The sequence below is a fragment of the Bhargavaea cecembensis genome, from assembly GCF_001619585.1.
Taxonomy (GTDB): Bacteria; Bacillota; Bacilli; order Bacillales_A; family Planococcaceae; genus Bhargavaea; species Bhargavaea cecembensis_A.
The window spans coordinates 205,430-221,376 of sequence record NZ_LQNT01000001.1 but is presented as its reverse complement, the minus strand read 5'-3'; the positions used below and the strand labels follow the sequence as shown (position 1 = coordinate 221,376).

Genomic DNA, 15,947 nt, shown 5'->3' with positions numbered 1-15,947 from the left:
ATGAAGCGAGAACTTACACTGGAAGAATTATTTAAGCAGCGGCAAAACGGCAATCACGCCCTCGTGGATGTGCGGTCCCCGAAGGAGTTCGCTGAAGGCACCATGCCCGGCGCCATCAACATTCCGATCTTCGACAACGAAGAACGGGCTGAAGTCGGCACCATCTACAAGCAGGAAGGCCAGCAGGCCGCGATGAAGCGCGGACTGGAGATCTTCTCCGCCAAACTTCCTGAATACGTCGATGAATTCCGCAGTCTGGACAGGCCGTTCACGGTCTTTTGCTGGCGCGGCGGCATGCGGAGCAAAACGGCCGCCACAATGACAGATCTGATGGGACTGCGTGCCAGCAGACTGATCGGCGGCATCCGCACCTATCGCCAGTGGGTGGTTTCCGAGCTTGAGAAAGCGGAATTCAGCCCTCCCCTCATCGTACTGAACGGATATACGGGCGGCGGCAAAACAGCAATTCTGCATCGCCTGGAACAAGACGGCTTCCCCGTCATGGACCTGGAAGGGATGGCCGGCCACCGGGGGTCCATTTTCGGCGCGATCGGCATGGAGCCGAGCAACCAAAAGAAGTTCGATGCCCTCCTGGTCGGTGCCATGAAGAAATATGAAGTTGCGCCTTATGTCATCATCGAAGGGGAAAGCCGGAGAATCGGCAAAGCTGTCCTTCCCGAGTTTTTCGACCGCAAGAAGCAGGAAGGATTGCATCTGTTCCTCCGCCTTCCGATTGAAGAGCGGGTACAGAATATCCTGGATGACTATGACACGGAAGCTTATCCGGAACAATTCCTTGAAGCCTTCTCCAAAATTGAACGCAGGGTCCACACACCAATTGCCAAGGACATTCGGAAGCACCTGGAGGAAAATCGGTTCAGGGAAGCATTTCGCCTGCTTCTGGAGTTCTATTACGATCCCCGCTACGAGCATTCCGCAGGCCTGGATGAAGACGACGAAAGCCAAATCTTCATTGATGCGGACAATATGGAAGACGCCTACCGGAAAGTCCGGCAACAGATTCAGCGCATCGGAAGGAAACTTGCATCCGGAGAAGCCGCTGCAGGCCAGGACAAGCATTGAAAGATCAGAATAGCAGACGGGGAACTCTCTTCATCCCCGCCTGCTTTTAATTTGCCTGCCAGGAGCTTAGCCCCGTCGTGTGTCCGGCAATGGAAACCAAGCCGGAAAATCAGTTTCCGATCAGTTTCGTCATTCATAGCGTTAAATTTCATCATTCGTCCTTCCAATTTCGTCATTCGGGTGTGTAAGCCGGAAGTTGAATGACGAAATTGAAGCAGTCGGGTTTACCCATTAAGAGCAAACGGTTTATTCCTCACCGGATATGTGCTACATTATAATTATTCTAATTTAGGTTTCAGGAGCGATGCCAAGTGACAACATACGAACCTGCCATCCACTTTAAGGATGTCCGATATTCGATAGACGAAAATCCGATCATCGGCCCGATTACCGGGTCATTTCCCGCTGGCCGGATCACCACATTGGTCGGCCCTTCCGGTGCAGGAAAAACAACCGTACTGAAATTATGTAATGGTCTGATCTCCGCCGATTCCGGAGAAATACTTGTGGAAGGCAAGCCAGTGGGATCCATGGAACCGACAGCACTCCGCCGCAAAGTCGGAATGGCCCTCCAGGATGCGCCGATGGTGAACGGGTCTGTTTATGACAACCTGGCCCTGCCTCTCCGGCTTCAGAAAAAGGAAATTTCCGAAGACGAAGCTGTTTCCTGGCTTGAGGATGTCGGTTTATCAAGTGATTATCTCCATAAGAAAGCATCTGAACTTTCAGGCGGCCAGCGGCAGAAAGTATCGATTGCCCGGACCCTCGTCAACCGCTCCGATATTTTGCTGATGGACGAAATCACTTCTGCTCTCGACCGGGCATCGCGGCGTGAGATCGAGTCACTCATCACCCGCATCAACCAAAAATACGGTACGACGATCATTTGGATCACACACAATCTTGAACAGGCCATTTCAATCGGTGACTACACGTGGGTTCTGATTGCCGGTGAACTGGTCGAGACCGGAGAAAGCCGGATCCTTGAAGACCCTGCCGATGAACGGGTACGCCGATTTGTAAAGGGGGAACTGCAATGAGCCCGATTGCCCTGTCACTGACTCTCATTTTCGTCCTCATTCCCCTGCTTCTTTCCCGGACTTTGAACCTCGGGCTGGAGAAAGACACAATCGTCGCCACGATCCGGTCAATCATCCAACTGTTTGCGGTTGGGTATATCCTGAAGTTCGTCTTTGACTCTGACAGCTATCTGTATATTTTGCTGATGATTGCCCTCATGATTTTTGCAGCGGTACATAATGCTTCAAAGAAAGGCAAGGCCATTCCGGGTATCTTGTGGAAGATTACTGTGACGATTATCGCAGTCGAGGTGCTGACTCAGGCGATCCTGCTCGGATTTGGCATTGTACCTGCAACCGCCCAGTACATCATTCCGATCAGCGGAATGGTCGTGGGAAATTCGATGGTCCTTTCCATCTTGTTCCTGAACCGTTTCACTTCTGAAATGGAATCACAAAAAAACCGGACAGAACTGATCCTTTCACTCGGGGGCACCCCGAAACAGGCTGTCCATACCCAGCTGACCGACGCCATCAAGGCGAGCACCATCCCCACGATCGAAAGCCAGAAGACAATGGGGCTGGTCCAATTGCCGGGCATGATGAGCGGCCAGATTATTGCCGGCGCCGACCCGGTTCAGGCGGTCCAGTTCCAGCTTCTTATTCTGTTCCTGTTGCTGACAACCGCTGTCGTTTCAAGCATTCTGCTCGGCTTCCTTTCCTACCCTTCCCTGTTTAATGAGCGAATGCAGATGATCCGGCAGACAAACAGCTAATCCCGAAGCCCGCAGCCCAATGTGCTGCGGGCTTTTCATACCCGGCCTAAGAAGGATTTTCTTCCTCCAGGGCGGAACCTTTTTAAAGAAGAGGTGCATTCTTGCGTGAAGCATAAAAGTTTCGGGAAGAGTAATAATCAGGTCTGCCAGAGAGACAGAGGAGGAGATCGTATATGTATAAACGGATACTTCTGGCTGTAGACGGTTCCGATCATTCTCTCCGTGCCGCCGAACATGCCGCCGCGATTGCGAAAGCGATGGATGGTGCCATTGAGATCGCCTATGTTGCCGATTACTCGAAATCCAAGGATTCTGTCCTGCATGCCAAGGGACGTTCCGACCTGGAGATGCAGAGAAGACAGCGTCTCCTCCCGGCTGAAGAGTTGCTGAAAAAGGAAGATATCCCTTACGAAGTGAACATCCTTCACGGTGATCCGGGACCGGCGATTGTTTCACACGCCAACGCCCATTCCTTCGATCTGGTCATCATCGGAAGCAGAGGACTGAATCCCCTGCAGGAAATGGTTCTCGGCAGCGTCAGCCATAAAGTCATGAAACGCTCCGATTGCCCGGTGATGATCATTAAATGACCTCTTCTCCGGATATGAAAACGGGAGCTGCGAACGAATCCGCAGCTCCCGTTTTTTGTGGCTGATCAGCGCCAGTTTTTCATGATTCCGAGACCGATGATGGCGATAAATGCAACGATTGATACAATGATCAGAATCGGAAGTAAAGTATCTCCCAAGTAATTCAAGGCAGTTCCTCCTTAACACCAATTCAATAACTTGATCCGGGTGTAACCCTTCACTCTTCATTGTACCCCATACCAGGATTTTGTGACAGATAGTCTCTGCTAAAATTGTGTGCGGAGTCTTTCTGAATCACGATTTTTTCACGAATCTGCCACTACTTCGGACGGAACAGGCGTCCCCTGATGAAACATCATCTTCCAGGTGATCCCATCGGACTTCCAGATCGAGCTTCGGTTTGCCGTTTTTCCGGTTTCCGGATTCTCCGTCCGGTAAACGGCAAGTACGGCACGTTCACTGATCGGAAGCAGCTTAAATTGACTGATGCGGAGATTGACACTTCCGAGCGTTCCGCCTTCCAGACAGTCCGCCTTCGAGAATCTTCTCCCCGACTGCCCATGTTCTATAAAAGAATCGTGTAGCAGCGGCCCAAACCGGGCCGGATCGTTTCTGACCGAGGTATCCAATAATTCCTGCTCAAGCTTAAGGATATGATGTGTCAGTTTTTCCATACGGCTTTCACCTCTATACCGGGTTTCAAGCCTCTACGGGATTGTCGGTCTTGATACAGACGACCTCAACTTCCCACTTTTCGTTAATATAAAGTCCGGCGATTTCCTTGAATCCAAGGTTCCAGGATTCAATCAGATCCACCGAATCAAGGATCTTGCCTTTTTTCTTCTCTGCACTCACCGGATAACCGGCACAGTCATAATGGCCGGCAATCGCAATATACTGGGACCCGTGACGGTCGGTCGAGACACGGACACGGTCATGGATATTTTCAATCAGAACTTTATTATCGCTTCTGAGCAGTTTGTTCGGGCCAGCTTCTGTGATCATATCCACATAAAGCGCATCGTAGCGTTCTTTCATCCAGTTCATGACCGGTTCCTGAACACGGCCGTCCATACAGTTGATTGCTGTCACAAATTCATTTTTTGCCATGACGTTCCTCCGTTTCCGGACGGCCGAATGGGCACGATCCGATTAATCTTCCACAAACTATAAATAGAATATCAATTTTCCCGTCCTCTGATGCAAATTGTTTCGATATTTGTCGAAATCGTTCTATAGTCATGGTTCTCCGGAAGGGGATCCCGAAAGCATGACCCCGGATAATCTGGGATCTTCACTCGGTTGTAAGCGATTATACACGAATCTCCCTATCTCGTCTCCGGAAAACCAAAAAGGATGCCAGGATCGGCATCCTTTATGCTTTATGCAGTTTTTCTCAGACGGTGTTCCTTCACCCCATAAACGGCCACGTATAATAATAGGGCGAACAAGACCACTCCGGCCAAGAGCTTATAGATCCCCGCATATCCTAAGAGCGGAACGAGGCTTCCCAGGATGTAGGGACCGAAGCCTACGCCGAAATCGAGGAAGATAAAGAATGTGGAGGTGGCGAGCCCCATCCGATGGGGATCCGCCACTTTTACAGAGATGGCCTGTGCACTCGACTGGAAGTTACCGAAACCAAGACCGATCAGCACTCCCGCTCCGAGCAGCATGACGCCTGTTGCTGATTCGCTGAGCAGGATCAGTCCTCCTGCAAAGAGAAGAAGAGCAGGCACGATTACGATGTTGCCGCCTTTCAGATCCAATAGCTTTCCGGTGAAAGGCCTTGAAAGCAGCACAGTTACCGCATAGACGAGGAAGAAGAAGCTGGAAGCCGTCACAAGATCCATTTCTTCCGAGTAAAACATGATAAAACTCAGCACCCCGCCATATGCGACTGCTACAAACAGTGTGACAACGCCGATTGGAAGTGCATTCTTCTCAACGACCGACCAGATGCTGAATCGTTTCTTTTCCTCCTGTACGCTGGCAGGTTCCAATTTTTCATCTGCCTTGATCGTAATGGCCAAAATGAAAGAGGCAAGAGCCAATATCGTACAGAAAAGGAAGAGCATCGTAAACGGCAGATGCTTTGCAAGCAATATACCGAGAAATGGTCCCAGTGCAGCCCCGAGAACAGAACTCAAGCTATAATATCCGATTCCTTCCCCCCTGCGGTCCGGAGGCAGCACCCTGGCGACGATTGATCCAGTTGCGGTCGAACCGACTCCCATTCCCATGCCGTGGACAAAGCGGATTAAAACAAGAAGCGGCAGGTTGAAGGCAAAAAAGTAGGTAGCCCCAGAAATGACGTAAAGAAGCGTACCGGCCAGCAATACTTTCTTGTTGCCGATTTTTTCGACTAACGGACCGGCAACGAAACGTGCCATCAGAGCACCGATGATATAGGAACCCGAAACGAGTCCTGCCGTTCCGGCATCCGCCTGGAATCTGTCTGCAGCAAACGGACCGATCGTCACCATCAAAAGGTACATGACGATAATCAGGAAAAAGTTAATGAGTGAAGCAAAAATAAAATCTTTCGTCCAAAGCTTATGACTTTGCATATACAACCTCTTTCTAAACAACGCGCTGTATTACAGGCGCTCCCGCATCTCCGTCAAGCGTCTGATCATGGTGTTTTGTTCTTGCTCCGGAATGTCACCGACCACTTCCCGTTCAAGTTTTTCGATGGATGATGACGTCCTGTCATATGTCTCGTGTCCTTTTACAGTCAGCAGGATGATCTTGGCCCTCTTATCCTGACCCTGCCTGGTTTCAATCATTCCGCTTTCCAACAGCTGCTGAATTGTCCTGGAAACGGTCGGTTTTTCGACAAACTGCCGTGCTGCAAGCTCAGCCGGTGACATTTCATCCTGCTCGGCAATGAGACGCAGAGCCGACCATTGTGGAACAGTCAGTCCCTCTTTTGCCAGAACTTCGGCCGACCTTTGGATGAACGGACGGTACAGGTCAGTAAACCTCCTGAAAAACAATTGGTGCGATTTCAGTTCCATGGAATCCCCACCCGATAGTTAGTTAGTTTTGCTAACTAATATTATCACGGGTTGCCTGCCGTGTAAATATTTCCGACCCGCATAAGAAAAACAGCAGATGCTTACTTGCCATCCGCTGCTTCAGGTAATAGGACTCTTTCGCCCAATTTTTTCTTTGATAAACCATCTGCCGCCGTGTAATCCAGCTTCATTTTTTCCAGTTCAATCTTCATTTTTTCCGTTTCGGCGATAAAGTTCTGCTGTTTCAGTTTTTCAAGTTCAATTTCATCCTGGAGCCTGTCAGCCTGGTATCTGGCCATTCTTCTTCTGTGATCGGTGATAATTGCAGTAAGTGGAATCGTCATGACAATCATCACAATAAAAATCGCACCCAGCATTTTCATAGCTCCCCTTTGGTTCCATTTTATACAGTTACGGTTTACTATTAGAAAAGATTCGTTTAAAAAAAGAAAAAATATTTTGCGCCAGTTTCTTATTGATTAAAAATCAGAAATGTTGCATAATAATTCTTAACATTCGCATTGGGGGCGTTTCGGATGAAGAAAAGGCGGATTGTCGTCAAAATAGGGAGCAGTTCACTAACGGATACGTGTGGCGGATTGTCGCCCGAAAAGGTCCGCGAACATACGGCTGCAATCGCTTTGCTTATGGAGGCCGGCCATGAAGTCGTTCTCGTTTCGTCAGGCGCAGTGGCTGCCGGATTCCGGGACCTCGGGTATGCTGCCCGTCCCGGCACGACTGCCGGCAAGCAGGCGGCAGCCGCTGTCGGACAGGGTCTGCTGATGCAGGCCTATACAGATGCATTCAGGAGCCATGGAATTGTGACCGCTCAGTTGCTTCTGACGAGGCAGGACCTCATCCGCAAGGAGCGTTTCCATAATACCGGAAGGATGCTCGAAGAATTGCTTCACAGAAGGGCCCTGCCAATTGTGAACGAGAATGATTCCGTTTCGGTAGAGGGAATTACATTTGGAGACAATGATATGCTGTCCGCACTTGTAGCAGGACTTGTACATGCCGAATACCTCGTCATACTCACCGATGTCAACGGGCTTTACGACGGCAATCCTAACAAGAATCCCAATGCCAAGAAATACAGTTTCATCCCCGAAATCCATGATGGACTTCTGAAGCAGGCATCAGGTGCCGGATCTTCGGTCGGAACCGGAGGAATGCGCTCGAAAGTCCTCGCCGCCAGAACAGCAGGAAGTCTTGGCGTCCATGTATTCATCGGGACGGGAGACGGCCCCGAGAAACTCATCGATATTATGGAAGGACGCGGTGATGGAACTTATATCGGAATTTCCTCTCTGATGTCCGGTAAGGATTCCAAACGCTGGATGGCCCTTTGCTCAGTACCGGCCGGGAGCATCACCGTTGACGGCGGCGCGGCCCGCGCACTTGCAGGAAAAGGTACCAGCCTTCTCCCTATCGGCATCACCTCCGTCAGCGGGAACTTCAATCAGGGTGAAGTGGTCAATGTCCTCGATGAGGGCGGTGAACTGATCGGAAGGGGCATGGTGAACTATCCTGCCGACACCGTCAGTCAGATCATCGGCAAGCCGGGAGACGAAGCCATGAAAATTTCCGGCGGAACCACGCCTGAAGTCATCCACTGCAACCGGTGGATCCATCTTAAAACCAAGGAGGCGGTACGATGACGAACGTACAGATCACTCAAGCCGATGAGCTTCAAACAAAGGGCGAAAAAGCAAAACACGCAGCCTCAATCATGGGCGGCCTGACGACACCGGTGAAGGACGAGGCACTAAAAGCCATCTCTGCCGGTCTGCTGTCCAATACACCGTCCATCATCGAAGCAAACCATGCAGATTTGGAAGCAGGGCGTGAAGCAGGCCTGTCCGACTCCCTCCTTGACCGGCTCATGCTGGATGAAGGCCGCATCAAAGCGATGGCGGACGCACTGATCGACCTGACCAAGCTGACCGATCCGGTCGGCCAGGTACTTGAAGAATGGGAGCGGCCGAACGGATTAAAACTGTCCACGGTACGTGTACCTCTCGGCGTCGTCGGGATCATCTATGAGGCACGACCGAATGTCACGGTGGACGCGGCCGCACTTTGCCTGAAAACGGGAAATGCCGTGATATTGAGAGGCAGCTCTTCCGCCATCCACTCCAACAAGGCACTGGTGAGTGTCATCCGGGAGGCCATCGCCACAGCCGGGCTTCCGGAAGATGCCGTACAGCTTGTGGAAGACACGAGCCGTGAGACAGCCGCCCGCCTCTTCAAGATGAATGACGTCCTCGATGTCCTCATCCCACGTGGCAGCGCAAACCTGATCCGTACCGTGGTCGACAATGCGACCGTTCCCGTGATCGAAACGGGTGCAGGAAACTGCCATGTCTACATCGATGAAACCGCAGATAAGGATATGGCGATCAGCATTGCGGTAAATGCCAAGACGCAACGCCCTTCCGTCTGCAATGCCGCTGAGAAGATTTTGATCCATCAGAACTGGCCCCACACGGCAGACCTTGTTGCAGCGCTCCAATGGGAAGGTGTCGTTGTCCACGGTGACGATGCGGTCGTCCATCTTGCAGACGGCGTGCTTGTCGCAACAGATGAAGACTGGGGATTGGAATACCTCGATCTGGAAGTTGCCGTCAAGATTGTCGCTTCCACCGAGGAAGCCATCGCCCATATCAATACGTACGGCACGCGCCACTCAGAAGCCATTGTGACATCCAGCCTGCCTGATGCGGCAAAGTTCCAGCTTGGAGTGGATGCCGCGGCAGTCTATCACAATGCCTCCACTCGCTTCACCGACGGTTTCGAGTTCGGTTTCGGCGCAGAACTCGGAATCAGCACCCAGAAATTGCATGCGCGCGGGCCGATGGGTCTCCCGGCCCTTACCTCAGTTAAAACCCTGATTTCTGGCCACGGTCAGTGCAAGTAACCTTTCGCCACCTGTTATGAAATTCCTGCATGGCAGATACAGCCGGCTCCAATACACGGAGCCGGCTTTTTCATGACACTATTTTCAGGCCGACCACGCCCGCCAGAATTACGAGCAGACTGAGAATCCGGTGCAAATTGCGGGTTTCATTGAACAGCAGCATATTCATCAGGACGGCTCCTGCTGTGCCGAGTCCGACCCAGACAGCATAGGCGATACTCAGCTGCAGATAGGAAAGCGACTGATACAGCAGAATGAAAGACAGTCCGAATCCGCCGGCATACAGCAGCATGCGGATCCAATCTCTTTTCTTGCTATACAGATTCAGTCCGATAGCACCGATGACTTCAAACAGAGCGGCAGCCCCTACAAACATCCAGCCCATCATCCATTCACCTTTCTTTCTTCATTTCCGTCAGCCATTTTGAGGGAGATCACTCCTGCCACAAGCAGCAAGATAAAGAATAGCTTGTCTCCGTTCATCGTCCCTCCGAACAGATACACATCCATCACTACCGTACCGACAGCTCCTGCCGCGGCGAAAACCGCGTAGACCGTTCCGGTAGGCAACTGTTCACACGCTTTCGCAAGAAAATGAAAATCCACGACAATGATTCCAAGAATCAGTGCCCAATGCCACCACCTGTCCGCCGTGCTGAAACCATAAACCCATAACAGTTCAAATGTGCAGGTGAGCATGACGTAAAACCATGCTTTGTTCATTATTGCTCCTCCTACTGAATGACTTTCAGTCACTATGGTTTATAAAACTACGCTTTACATCCGTAAAGCGTTAATGACAAATTCATAAACTGCTTCTTGTTGTTTCTGTTCTTCTGCCGGATCAAAGGAATCGAACAGATAAACCTGTTCTGCTGCGGACTCGGCAAGCCCGATTAATAATCTCGCCGTCCTGTGCGGATCTGTCTTGCGGACTCCGCCCTCCCTCTCCCATTCTTCAATAATCGTTGCAACCCTCATGTAGAGAGGCCGGTAAATATCCTCCCATTCCCTGACATGCTCTGTCGCAGAAAGCCCTGCATAGACAAGGGCGGATACATCCCGGTACTCACCGGTGACGGTGAATACGGCTCCGATCATCTCACGGAGCTGGCCTGTCCACTCTTTTTGTGAATCTACACTTTGTCGGATGGCCCCTTCCATGCGAGCAGCCATTTTCTCGGCAATGGCCGGCATGACAGAGAGTTTGGATGGAAAGTACAGGTAAAACGTCCCCTGGGCAATCTGTGCTTTTTTCACGATATCGGAGATTTTGGTTTTCTCTATTCCGTGTTCCCGAAATACTTCTATTGCGGCTTGAATGATCCGCTCCCGCTTATCCAACGTATCCTCTCCAATGCTATGACTGACTTTCATTCATTTTAATGGTACTGATTCAAGACTGTCAATCTTGTCATGTGGTTTACCATCTTTTGCATAAGGCAATACTTGTCATAACTTTACATTGCCAGCAGAAAGGAGGAAGCGGTGACCTTGTCACAGGATCACAAATACAGCCATCGGAAAAAGAACTTATGGGCAGGCATTCTGTTCGGTCTGGGATTTGTCGCTTTTATTGATGAAACCATCTTTCACCAGTTGCTTCACTGGCATAAGTTCTATGACCGCTCGACGACTTCCGCGGGACTCATTTCAGACGGTCTTTTTCACGCCTTCAGCTGGTTTGCAACAGTAGGCGGACTTTATCTGGTGGCAGACCTGATGCGCCGCCGCGCCTTTTGGCACAAGATGTTCTGGGGTGGAAAGCTGCTGGGCGGAGGCGGATTTCAACTGTATGACGGAACCATCCAGCATAAGCTGATGAGGCTCCACCAGATCCGGTATCATGTTGACATTCTGCCATACGACCTTATCTGGAACATCACAGCCGTTATCATGATCATTGCGGGACTTCTTCTAATCCGCAGCGCAAGAAATGACAGTATTCGGGCAAACGGAGGCGAGACCCTTGCATTATGACCAGCAACACCTTCCCCCTGCCCTGCAGATACTCGTTGGAATCATTGCATTTTCCGGAGCAATAGGATATTTGATTTTGATGATCCGGACAAACAGGGTCAGGCGGCTGAAGCACTGGCCGGGCCGGCGTCTTTTCTTTTGGCTGTCCGGAACTTTGTCGGCAATGCTGGTTTTTATCGGACCGTTTGCCGAGGCTGCCCATCATGATTTCCGTATTCATATGGCCGGTCACCTGCTATTGGGGATGCTTGCCCCGCTCCTGATCGCCCTTTCGGCACCCGTTACCCTTCTTCTCCGGGCACTTCCGGTACCTGCGGCCAGACGGTTGACGAAAGCGCTCCGCCACCCGATTGCACGCTTCTACCGGAATCCGGTGACGGCATCCGTACTGAACATTGGCGGACTCTGGCTTCTTTACGCCACTCCACTGTTTCAGCTGATGCACCACCACCTGTGGCTTTACTTGCTCATTCACGTTCATGTATTTGCTGCGGGCTATCTGTTCACCATATCCATGCTTTATATCGACCCTGCCCCGCATCGCTGCAGTTATGTTTTTCGGACTATCGTTTTTATCTGTGCACTCGCGGCGCACGGAATTTTGAGCAAATCCATTTATGCAGATCTGCTGCCCGGGTTTCCGCCGGACCAGGTCCGGGAAGGTGCCATGCTGATGTATTACGGAGGGGATCTCGTTGACCTTGTCATCATCATTCTTTTGTTTCACGGCTGGTATCGGGATACCGCTCCCCGGCATTCCTATCAAAAAATTGAATCATCCTGATCCCTCCCTCACTGGAATAGGGACTTTCCAATGACTGAAATGGGCTGGGTATTTATGTGCAAGATCATTTCAATCTTACTGAAGAAAAACTCCGCGATTTTCAGTTGATATCCTTGATTATGCCGTGGCCTGACAGCCGATTCCCCATTACAGGGGGTCGGCTGTTTCTTTTAATGCAAGAGCTGAATTTTTCAGCACAAAAAACGCACAAGGCAAAAAACGGCCTTGTGCGTTCCAGTCCGGATACATCTTATGTTACTGTTATGCAATCTCAGGGACCGGCTGCACGTCGTCATCGACAAGGGCATGCCTCTGCCAGGCCCGGCTTTTCCAGCGGAGCGCCATGCAGATACCGCGTGTCCATTCATCGGCAGCGATGGCCAGCCAGACACCGACAAGTCCGAGATCCATGATAAACACAAGGAAATAGCCGAGCGGCAGGCTCATGAGGACCATCGAGACAGCCGCCATGAAGACCGGGAATTTCGCGTCACCCGATGCGCGGAGCGAGTTAATGATGACGATATTGAATGTTCTGCCGGTCTCGAGCAGGAATGCCAGCAGGAGTACGGTTGCCCCCAGTTCGATGATTGCCTCATTATCCGTAAACATGCGCATGAGCGGATAGCGGAACACCATGACCACCGCAACCATGATGACGGTGAACAGAAACGCCCATTTCAGACTTCTCCAAAGTCCTCTGTAAGCCTCATCCTTATTCCCCGCCCCTACAAGACGGCCGGTAATGATAGATGTCCCGAGACCAATCGCCAGGGCGAACAAGTAGCTGAACATCGAGATGTTTACCGCATACTGCCGGGCTGCAAGCGCCTCTGTGCCGAGATGCGTCACATAGTATAGGAAGACGAGCTGGCATCCCTGGTACAGGATCTGCTCAAACGCGCTTGGAAGCCCGATATTCAGGATTTTCGCAATGTACGAACGGGTCCAGGTAATGTAGTACCTGAATTCGACCTTATACTCCATTACCCTGTACAGCAGCCAGAAAAAGACGAACATGGCAATGAGACGGCTTCCGACGGACGAAATTGCGGCGCCCTGCACGCCGAGTTCGGGCAGCCCGAACTTCCCGAAGATCAGGGCATAGTTGCCGATTACGTGGATAATATTCATCCCGAGTGAAACGAACATCGTCTGCTTCGTAAAGCCGTGCACACGAATCACAGCAGCAAGAGAATTAATGATGGCCTGCAGGAAAATGGCACCGCCCACAATGGACAAATAGGCTTCTGCATGGGCAAGAACTTCGCCCTGCAAATTCATGGCAGTCATCAGCCGGTTTGTAAACAGCATAAACATGCCACTAAGGCCCAGACCGACAAGGAGGTTAAGCGAAACCGCCAGGCCCGAAATTTTGGCTGCTTCTATATAACGCTTGGACCCCAGGTACTGGGAGACAACGATTGCAGCTCCGTTCCCTACGACTTCAAGCACAAGAATTGCGATATGGATATACTGGTTGGCAGCTCCGACCCCGGAGACGGCATCATCCGAAAGTGAACTCAGCATGAAGGTATCCGTTAATCCCATCAGCATGAACAAAAACAACTCTAGAAAAATCGGCCACGTCAGATGAAAGAGGCTCAGCTTCTTTTCCTGGCCGCCAACTGCAGTCGCAGACACCGCATTTCCTTCTTCCTTTTTTTAGAATCAAAACAGGAAATATCATACCATGCCGGTTCCGCGTTGAAAACTGTTTAACTTGTTTTTTCTCTGGAAAGTTTAGATGGTTTATTTTGTATTTTAAATCTGATATGATAAATAGGAATTGAATCAGGAAAGGATGATGGCCCAATGGCACAAGTCGAAAGCTTCCTTCTGGACCATAACAAGGTGATTGCCCCGTATGTCCGGCTTGCAGGTACAGAGCAGCATACAAAAGGCTCATCGCTCCAAAAATATGACCTCCGTTTCCTCCAGCCAAACAAGGATGCCATGCCGACCTCAGCAGTCCACACGCTAGAGCACCTGCTCGCAACTTATATGCGGGATGAAGTCGAAGGCATTGTTGATATTTCTCCGATGGGTTGCCGGACTGGCTTTTATATGATCATCTGGGATGAGCACGACCCTGCAGAAATTGCACGGGGCCTCAAGGCAACCTTGGAAAAAGTGATTGAAACAGAGACCGTACCGGCCGTTTCCGCACTGGAATGCGGCAACTACCGGGATCACTCTTTGTTCGCTGCCAAAGAGTATGCCAAGCAGGTTCTTGAAGCCGGTATCAGCATCGATGCATTCGAACGGAAATTCGCAGAACCTGTAAAGTGACTGCCATAAATAAAAGGAGACTCCCTCTGGGAGTCTCCTTTTATTTATTCCTGGACTGATATCAAGTAAGAACAGGTTGATTCCTGCCGGGAAGAAGCATCGATACCAATATTGTCAGAATCGCCGAAACGAGCACCCCCCACAGGATACCGGAAGTGACCGATACGATCGATCCGGCCAGAATTCCGGCTCTTGCCCCCCATACCGTGACACGGCTGTTCCGCTTTCCCATTTCAAACCTCTCCTTTTTCCTCTGCTTCCACAGAAGCCCGACGATCAGCACCGGTATAACACCTCCGCCTGCCATCGTGTAGGCAAGCGAGAATAGGTCAATGATCGACTCGAATAGGAGGGCAGCTCCGACGGAGAATACACCCACCAATAAAACGCACCATCGGGTCATGCTGACATAGAAGGTTTCTTCCCTCCTCTTCATATTCGGGATGATCAGGTCATTGACGATCACCACAGAAGCGGCATGAAGAAGCGAGGATGCACTGGAAATGGCTGCAAGGAAAACGAGCAGGAAAAAGGCCAGCACTGCAACAGGAGTCAGTTCTTCCAGAATGAAATAGGAGATGGCCTGGTTCGGATCCAGCGACTGGTCTTTCGTATAAACGACAAGCCCGGCCAGCGTCGTGAGTGAAGTGAACACGATGGCGACAATTCCGCCGATCAGCATCGCACGGCTGGCCACTTTAGGGCTTTTTGCCGCAAAACATCGCTGCCAATATACCTGCGCGGCCAGTATGCCGAACACACCGGTCACGAACAGGCTCAATACCTCCATGGCCGAAAGATTCAGTGATGCCAGATGGAGTCCTTCAACATCGGCAAGCCGCGACTGGAGTGTTGAATAACTGAAGTCGACCTCACTGAAGACACGGTAATAAAACCATAGCGCGATCGCGATGAGAAGCGAACCTTGGATAAAATCCGTCCACACGACCGAATACATGCCGCCGATCGTCGTATAGACGATAAACACTCCGGAAAAAAGAAGAATCATCGGAAGCGGTTCCGTTCCCGTGAATGTCGAGAAAAGTGCCCCCATCCCGATGGCCTGCCCGCTCGTCCATGCAATCATGATCGCTGAAGTGAGGATGGCGATCAGAGCCCTGGCAATACGGTCCCGCAAGATCAGATCATCCATCATCTCGGCAATTGTCACGTATGTAAATCGTGCTGCAAACCCGGCAAACACGAGGGCAAACAGGATCTTTGCCCCCTGCTCTCCAAAGACGAACGGGATATTGGCCACCCCGATTTCGTATCCTTTGGCAGAGTGTCCGACAAAATTGCCGACCCCCATGATGGTTGCAATATCCGTGAAGAGAATCAGAATAAAAGGAAGTGTTCCGCCGGCAATCGCATACTGAACAAAACTCTCTCCTGATTTTTTTCTGAAAAGGAACGCGACCATGATGAAGAGTGCACACAATACGATGGTCATTCCCCAAATCCAAGCTGAAATATTCACGAA

The 15,947-nt window shown here is 50.9% G+C and carries 19 protein-coding genes; 9 read left to right on the top strand and 10 right to left on the bottom strand.

All coding sequences use genetic code 11. The annotated features are described in order from the left end of the window. From mnmH to AV656_RS01135, 4 genes are all read left to right on the top strand, one after another. Positions 1-1,083, top strand: coding sequence for a tRNA 2-selenouridine(34) synthase MnmH (mnmH, locus tag AV656_RS01150; protein ID WP_063177999.1), 1,083 nt, complete (start codon positions 1-3; stop codon positions 1,081-1,083). A gap of 311 nt (positions 1,084-1,394) precedes the next feature. Further along, positions 1,395-2,123 (top strand): phosphate ABC transporter ATP-binding protein, encoded by a 729-nt coding sequence (locus tag AV656_RS01145; RefSeq protein ID WP_063177997.1) that lies wholly within the window; start codon positions 1,395-1,397, stop codon positions 2,121-2,123. Further along, positions 2,120-2,878, top strand: coding sequence for an ABC transporter permease (locus AV656_RS01140; protein WP_063177994.1), 759 nt, complete (start codon positions 2,120-2,122; stop codon positions 2,876-2,878). Before AV656_RS01145 ends, AV656_RS01140 begins: the two co-directional genes overlap by 4 nt. A 173-nt stretch (positions 2,879-3,051) precedes the next feature. Next, positions 3,052-3,468: a universal stress protein gene (locus tag AV656_RS01135; RefSeq protein ID WP_063177992.1), complete on the top strand. Its 417-nt coding sequence runs from the start codon at positions 3,052-3,054 to the stop codon at positions 3,466-3,468. Between the two features lie 305 nt (positions 3,469-3,773). On the opposite strand, the gene AV656_RS01130 is transcribed toward AV656_RS01135, so the two are convergent. The 5 genes from AV656_RS01130 to AV656_RS01110 form a co-directional block, all read right to left on the bottom strand. Beyond that, positions 3,774-4,142, bottom strand: coding sequence for a DUF4440 domain-containing protein (locus AV656_RS01130; protein ID WP_063177990.1), 369 nt, complete (start codon positions 4,140-4,142; stop codon positions 3,774-3,776). A 25-nt stretch (positions 4,143-4,167) separates the two neighbouring features. Further along, on the bottom strand, positions 4,168-4,578 hold the full coding sequence (locus tag AV656_RS01125; RefSeq protein WP_063177988.1) for a carbonic anhydrase: 411 nt from the start codon (positions 4,576-4,578) through the stop codon (positions 4,168-4,170). A 272-nt stretch (positions 4,579-4,850) separates the two neighbouring features. Next, on the bottom strand, positions 4,851-6,038 hold the full coding sequence (locus AV656_RS01120; protein WP_063177986.1) for an MFS transporter: 1,188 nt from the start codon (positions 6,036-6,038) through the stop codon (positions 4,851-4,853). 30 nt (positions 6,039-6,068) lie between these two features. Then, positions 6,069-6,488: a MarR family winged helix-turn-helix transcriptional regulator gene (locus AV656_RS01115; protein WP_063177984.1), complete on the bottom strand. Its 420-nt coding sequence runs from the start codon at positions 6,486-6,488 to the stop codon at positions 6,069-6,071. Between the two features lie 101 nt (positions 6,489-6,589). Next, a complete protein-coding gene (locus AV656_RS01110; protein ID WP_063177982.1) occupies positions 6,590-6,865 on the bottom strand; it encodes a hypothetical protein in 276 nt (91 codons plus the stop codon). 159 nt (positions 6,866-7,024) lie between these two features. Here AV656_RS01110 and proB point away from each other — a divergent pair, with 159 nt between their 5' ends. Continuing rightward, on the top strand, positions 7,025-8,149 hold the full coding sequence (gene proB, locus AV656_RS01105) for a glutamate 5-kinase (RefSeq protein ID WP_063177980.1): 1,125 nt from the start codon (positions 7,025-7,027) through the stop codon (positions 8,147-8,149). Further along, positions 8,146-9,408 carry a glutamate-5-semialdehyde dehydrogenase gene (locus tag AV656_RS01100; protein ID WP_063177978.1) on the top strand — a complete coding sequence of 421 codons (1,263 nt, stop codon included), beginning with the start codon at positions 8,146-8,148 and terminating at the stop codon, positions 9,406-9,408. Before proB ends, AV656_RS01100 begins: the two co-directional genes overlap by 4 nt. 70 nt (positions 9,409-9,478) lie before the next feature. Here AV656_RS01100 and AV656_RS01095 read toward each other — a convergent pair whose 3' ends face one another. Genes AV656_RS01095 through AV656_RS01085 form a run of 3 tightly spaced genes read right to left on the bottom strand, consistent with a single transcriptional unit; the run spans position 9,479 to position 10,785 of the window. Beyond that, the gene (locus AV656_RS01095) at positions 9,479-9,793 is read right to left on the bottom strand and encodes a DMT family transporter (RefSeq protein ID WP_063178865.1); all 315 of its coding nucleotides are present in this window, start codon (positions 9,791-9,793) and stop codon (positions 9,479-9,481) included. After that, complete coding sequence (locus AV656_RS01090; RefSeq protein WP_063178867.1) at positions 9,793-10,134, bottom strand: DMT family transporter; 342 nt, start codon at positions 10,132-10,134, stop codon at positions 9,793-9,795. Before AV656_RS01090 ends, AV656_RS01095 begins: the two co-directional genes overlap by 1 nt. Before the next feature lie 51 nt (positions 10,135-10,185). Beyond that, on the bottom strand, positions 10,186-10,785 hold the full coding sequence (locus tag AV656_RS01085; RefSeq protein ID WP_197462181.1) for a TetR family transcriptional regulator: 600 nt from the start codon (positions 10,783-10,785) through the stop codon (positions 10,186-10,188). A 111-nt stretch (positions 10,786-10,896) separates the two neighbouring features. Between AV656_RS01085 and AV656_RS01080 the strand changes: the two genes are divergently transcribed. Beyond that, a complete protein-coding gene (locus AV656_RS01080) occupies positions 10,897-11,388 on the top strand; it encodes a DUF2243 domain-containing protein (protein ID WP_063177974.1) in 492 nt (163 codons plus the stop codon). After that, a complete protein-coding gene (locus tag AV656_RS01075) occupies positions 11,345-12,172 on the top strand; it encodes a cytochrome c oxidase assembly protein (protein ID WP_331711543.1) in 828 nt (275 codons plus the stop codon). Before AV656_RS01080 ends, AV656_RS01075 begins: the two co-directional genes overlap by 44 nt. 261 nt (positions 12,173-12,433) lie before the next feature. Here AV656_RS01075 and AV656_RS01070 read toward each other — a convergent pair whose 3' ends face one another. After that, positions 12,434-13,816: an MATE family efflux transporter gene (locus AV656_RS01070; RefSeq protein ID WP_063177969.1), complete on the bottom strand. Its 1,383-nt coding sequence runs from the start codon at positions 13,814-13,816 to the stop codon at positions 12,434-12,436. Positions 13,817-13,987: 171 nt separating this feature from the next. Here AV656_RS01070 and AV656_RS01065 point away from each other — a divergent pair, with 171 nt between their 5' ends. Beyond that, positions 13,988-14,464, top strand: a complete 477-nt coding sequence (locus AV656_RS01065) for an S-ribosylhomocysteine lyase (protein WP_063177967.1) — start codon at positions 13,988-13,990, stop codon at positions 14,462-14,464. A gap of 61 nt (positions 14,465-14,525) precedes the next feature. Here the strand turns inward: AV656_RS01065 and AV656_RS01060 are convergent, their stop codons facing one another. Next, complete coding sequence (locus AV656_RS01060; RefSeq protein ID WP_063177965.1) at positions 14,526-15,944, bottom strand: sodium:solute symporter family protein; 1,419 nt, start codon at positions 15,942-15,944, stop codon at positions 14,526-14,528. Positions 15,945-15,947 lie beyond the last annotated feature (3 nt).

Bases quoted from the DNA above. Each gene is read 5' to 3' on its own strand.
- mnmH (WP_063177999.1), top strand. From the start codon at position 1: ATGAAGCGAGAACTTACACTGGAAGAATTATTTAAGCAGCGGCAAAAC.
- AV656_RS01140 (WP_063177994.1), top strand. From the start codon at position 2,120: ATGAGCCCGATTGCCCTGTCACTGACTCTCATTTTCGTCCTCATTCCC.
- AV656_RS01135 (WP_063177992.1), top strand. From the start codon at position 3,052: ATGTATAAACGGATACTTCTGGCTGTAGACGGTTCCGATCATTCTCTC.
- AV656_RS01130 (WP_063177990.1), bottom strand. From the start codon at position 4,142: ATGGAAAAACTGACACATCATATCCTTAAGCTTGAGCAGGAATTATTG.
- AV656_RS01125 (WP_063177988.1), bottom strand. From the start codon at position 4,578: ATGGCAAAAAATGAATTTGTGACAGCAATCAACTGTATGGACGGCCGT.
- AV656_RS01120 (WP_063177986.1), bottom strand. From the start codon at position 6,038: ATGCAAAGTCATAAGCTTTGGACGAAAGATTTTATTTTTGCTTCACTC.
- AV656_RS01115 (WP_063177984.1), bottom strand. From the start codon at position 6,488: ATGGAACTGAAATCGCACCAATTGTTTTTCAGGAGGTTTACTGACCTG.
- AV656_RS01110 (WP_063177982.1), bottom strand. From the start codon at position 6,865: ATGCTGGGTGCGATTTTTATTGTGATGATTGTCATGACGATTCCACTT.
- proB (WP_063177980.1), top strand. From the start codon at position 7,025: ATGAAGAAAAGGCGGATTGTCGTCAAAATAGGGAGCAGTTCACTAACG.
- AV656_RS01100 (WP_063177978.1), top strand. From the start codon at position 8,146: ATGACGAACGTACAGATCACTCAAGCCGATGAGCTTCAAACAAAGGGC.
- AV656_RS01095 (WP_063178865.1), bottom strand. From the start codon at position 9,793: ATGGGCTGGATGTTTGTAGGGGCTGCCGCTCTGTTTGAAGTCATCGGT.
- AV656_RS01085 (WP_197462181.1), bottom strand. From the start codon at position 10,785: ATGAAAGTCAGTCATAGCATTGGAGAGGATACGTTGGATAAGCGGGAG.
- AV656_RS01075 (WP_331711543.1), top strand. From the start codon at position 11,345: ATGACAGTATTCGGGCAAACGGAGGCGAGACCCTTGCATTATGACCAG.
- AV656_RS01065 (WP_063177967.1), top strand. From the start codon at position 13,988: ATGGCACAAGTCGAAAGCTTCCTTCTGGACCATAACAAGGTGATTGCC.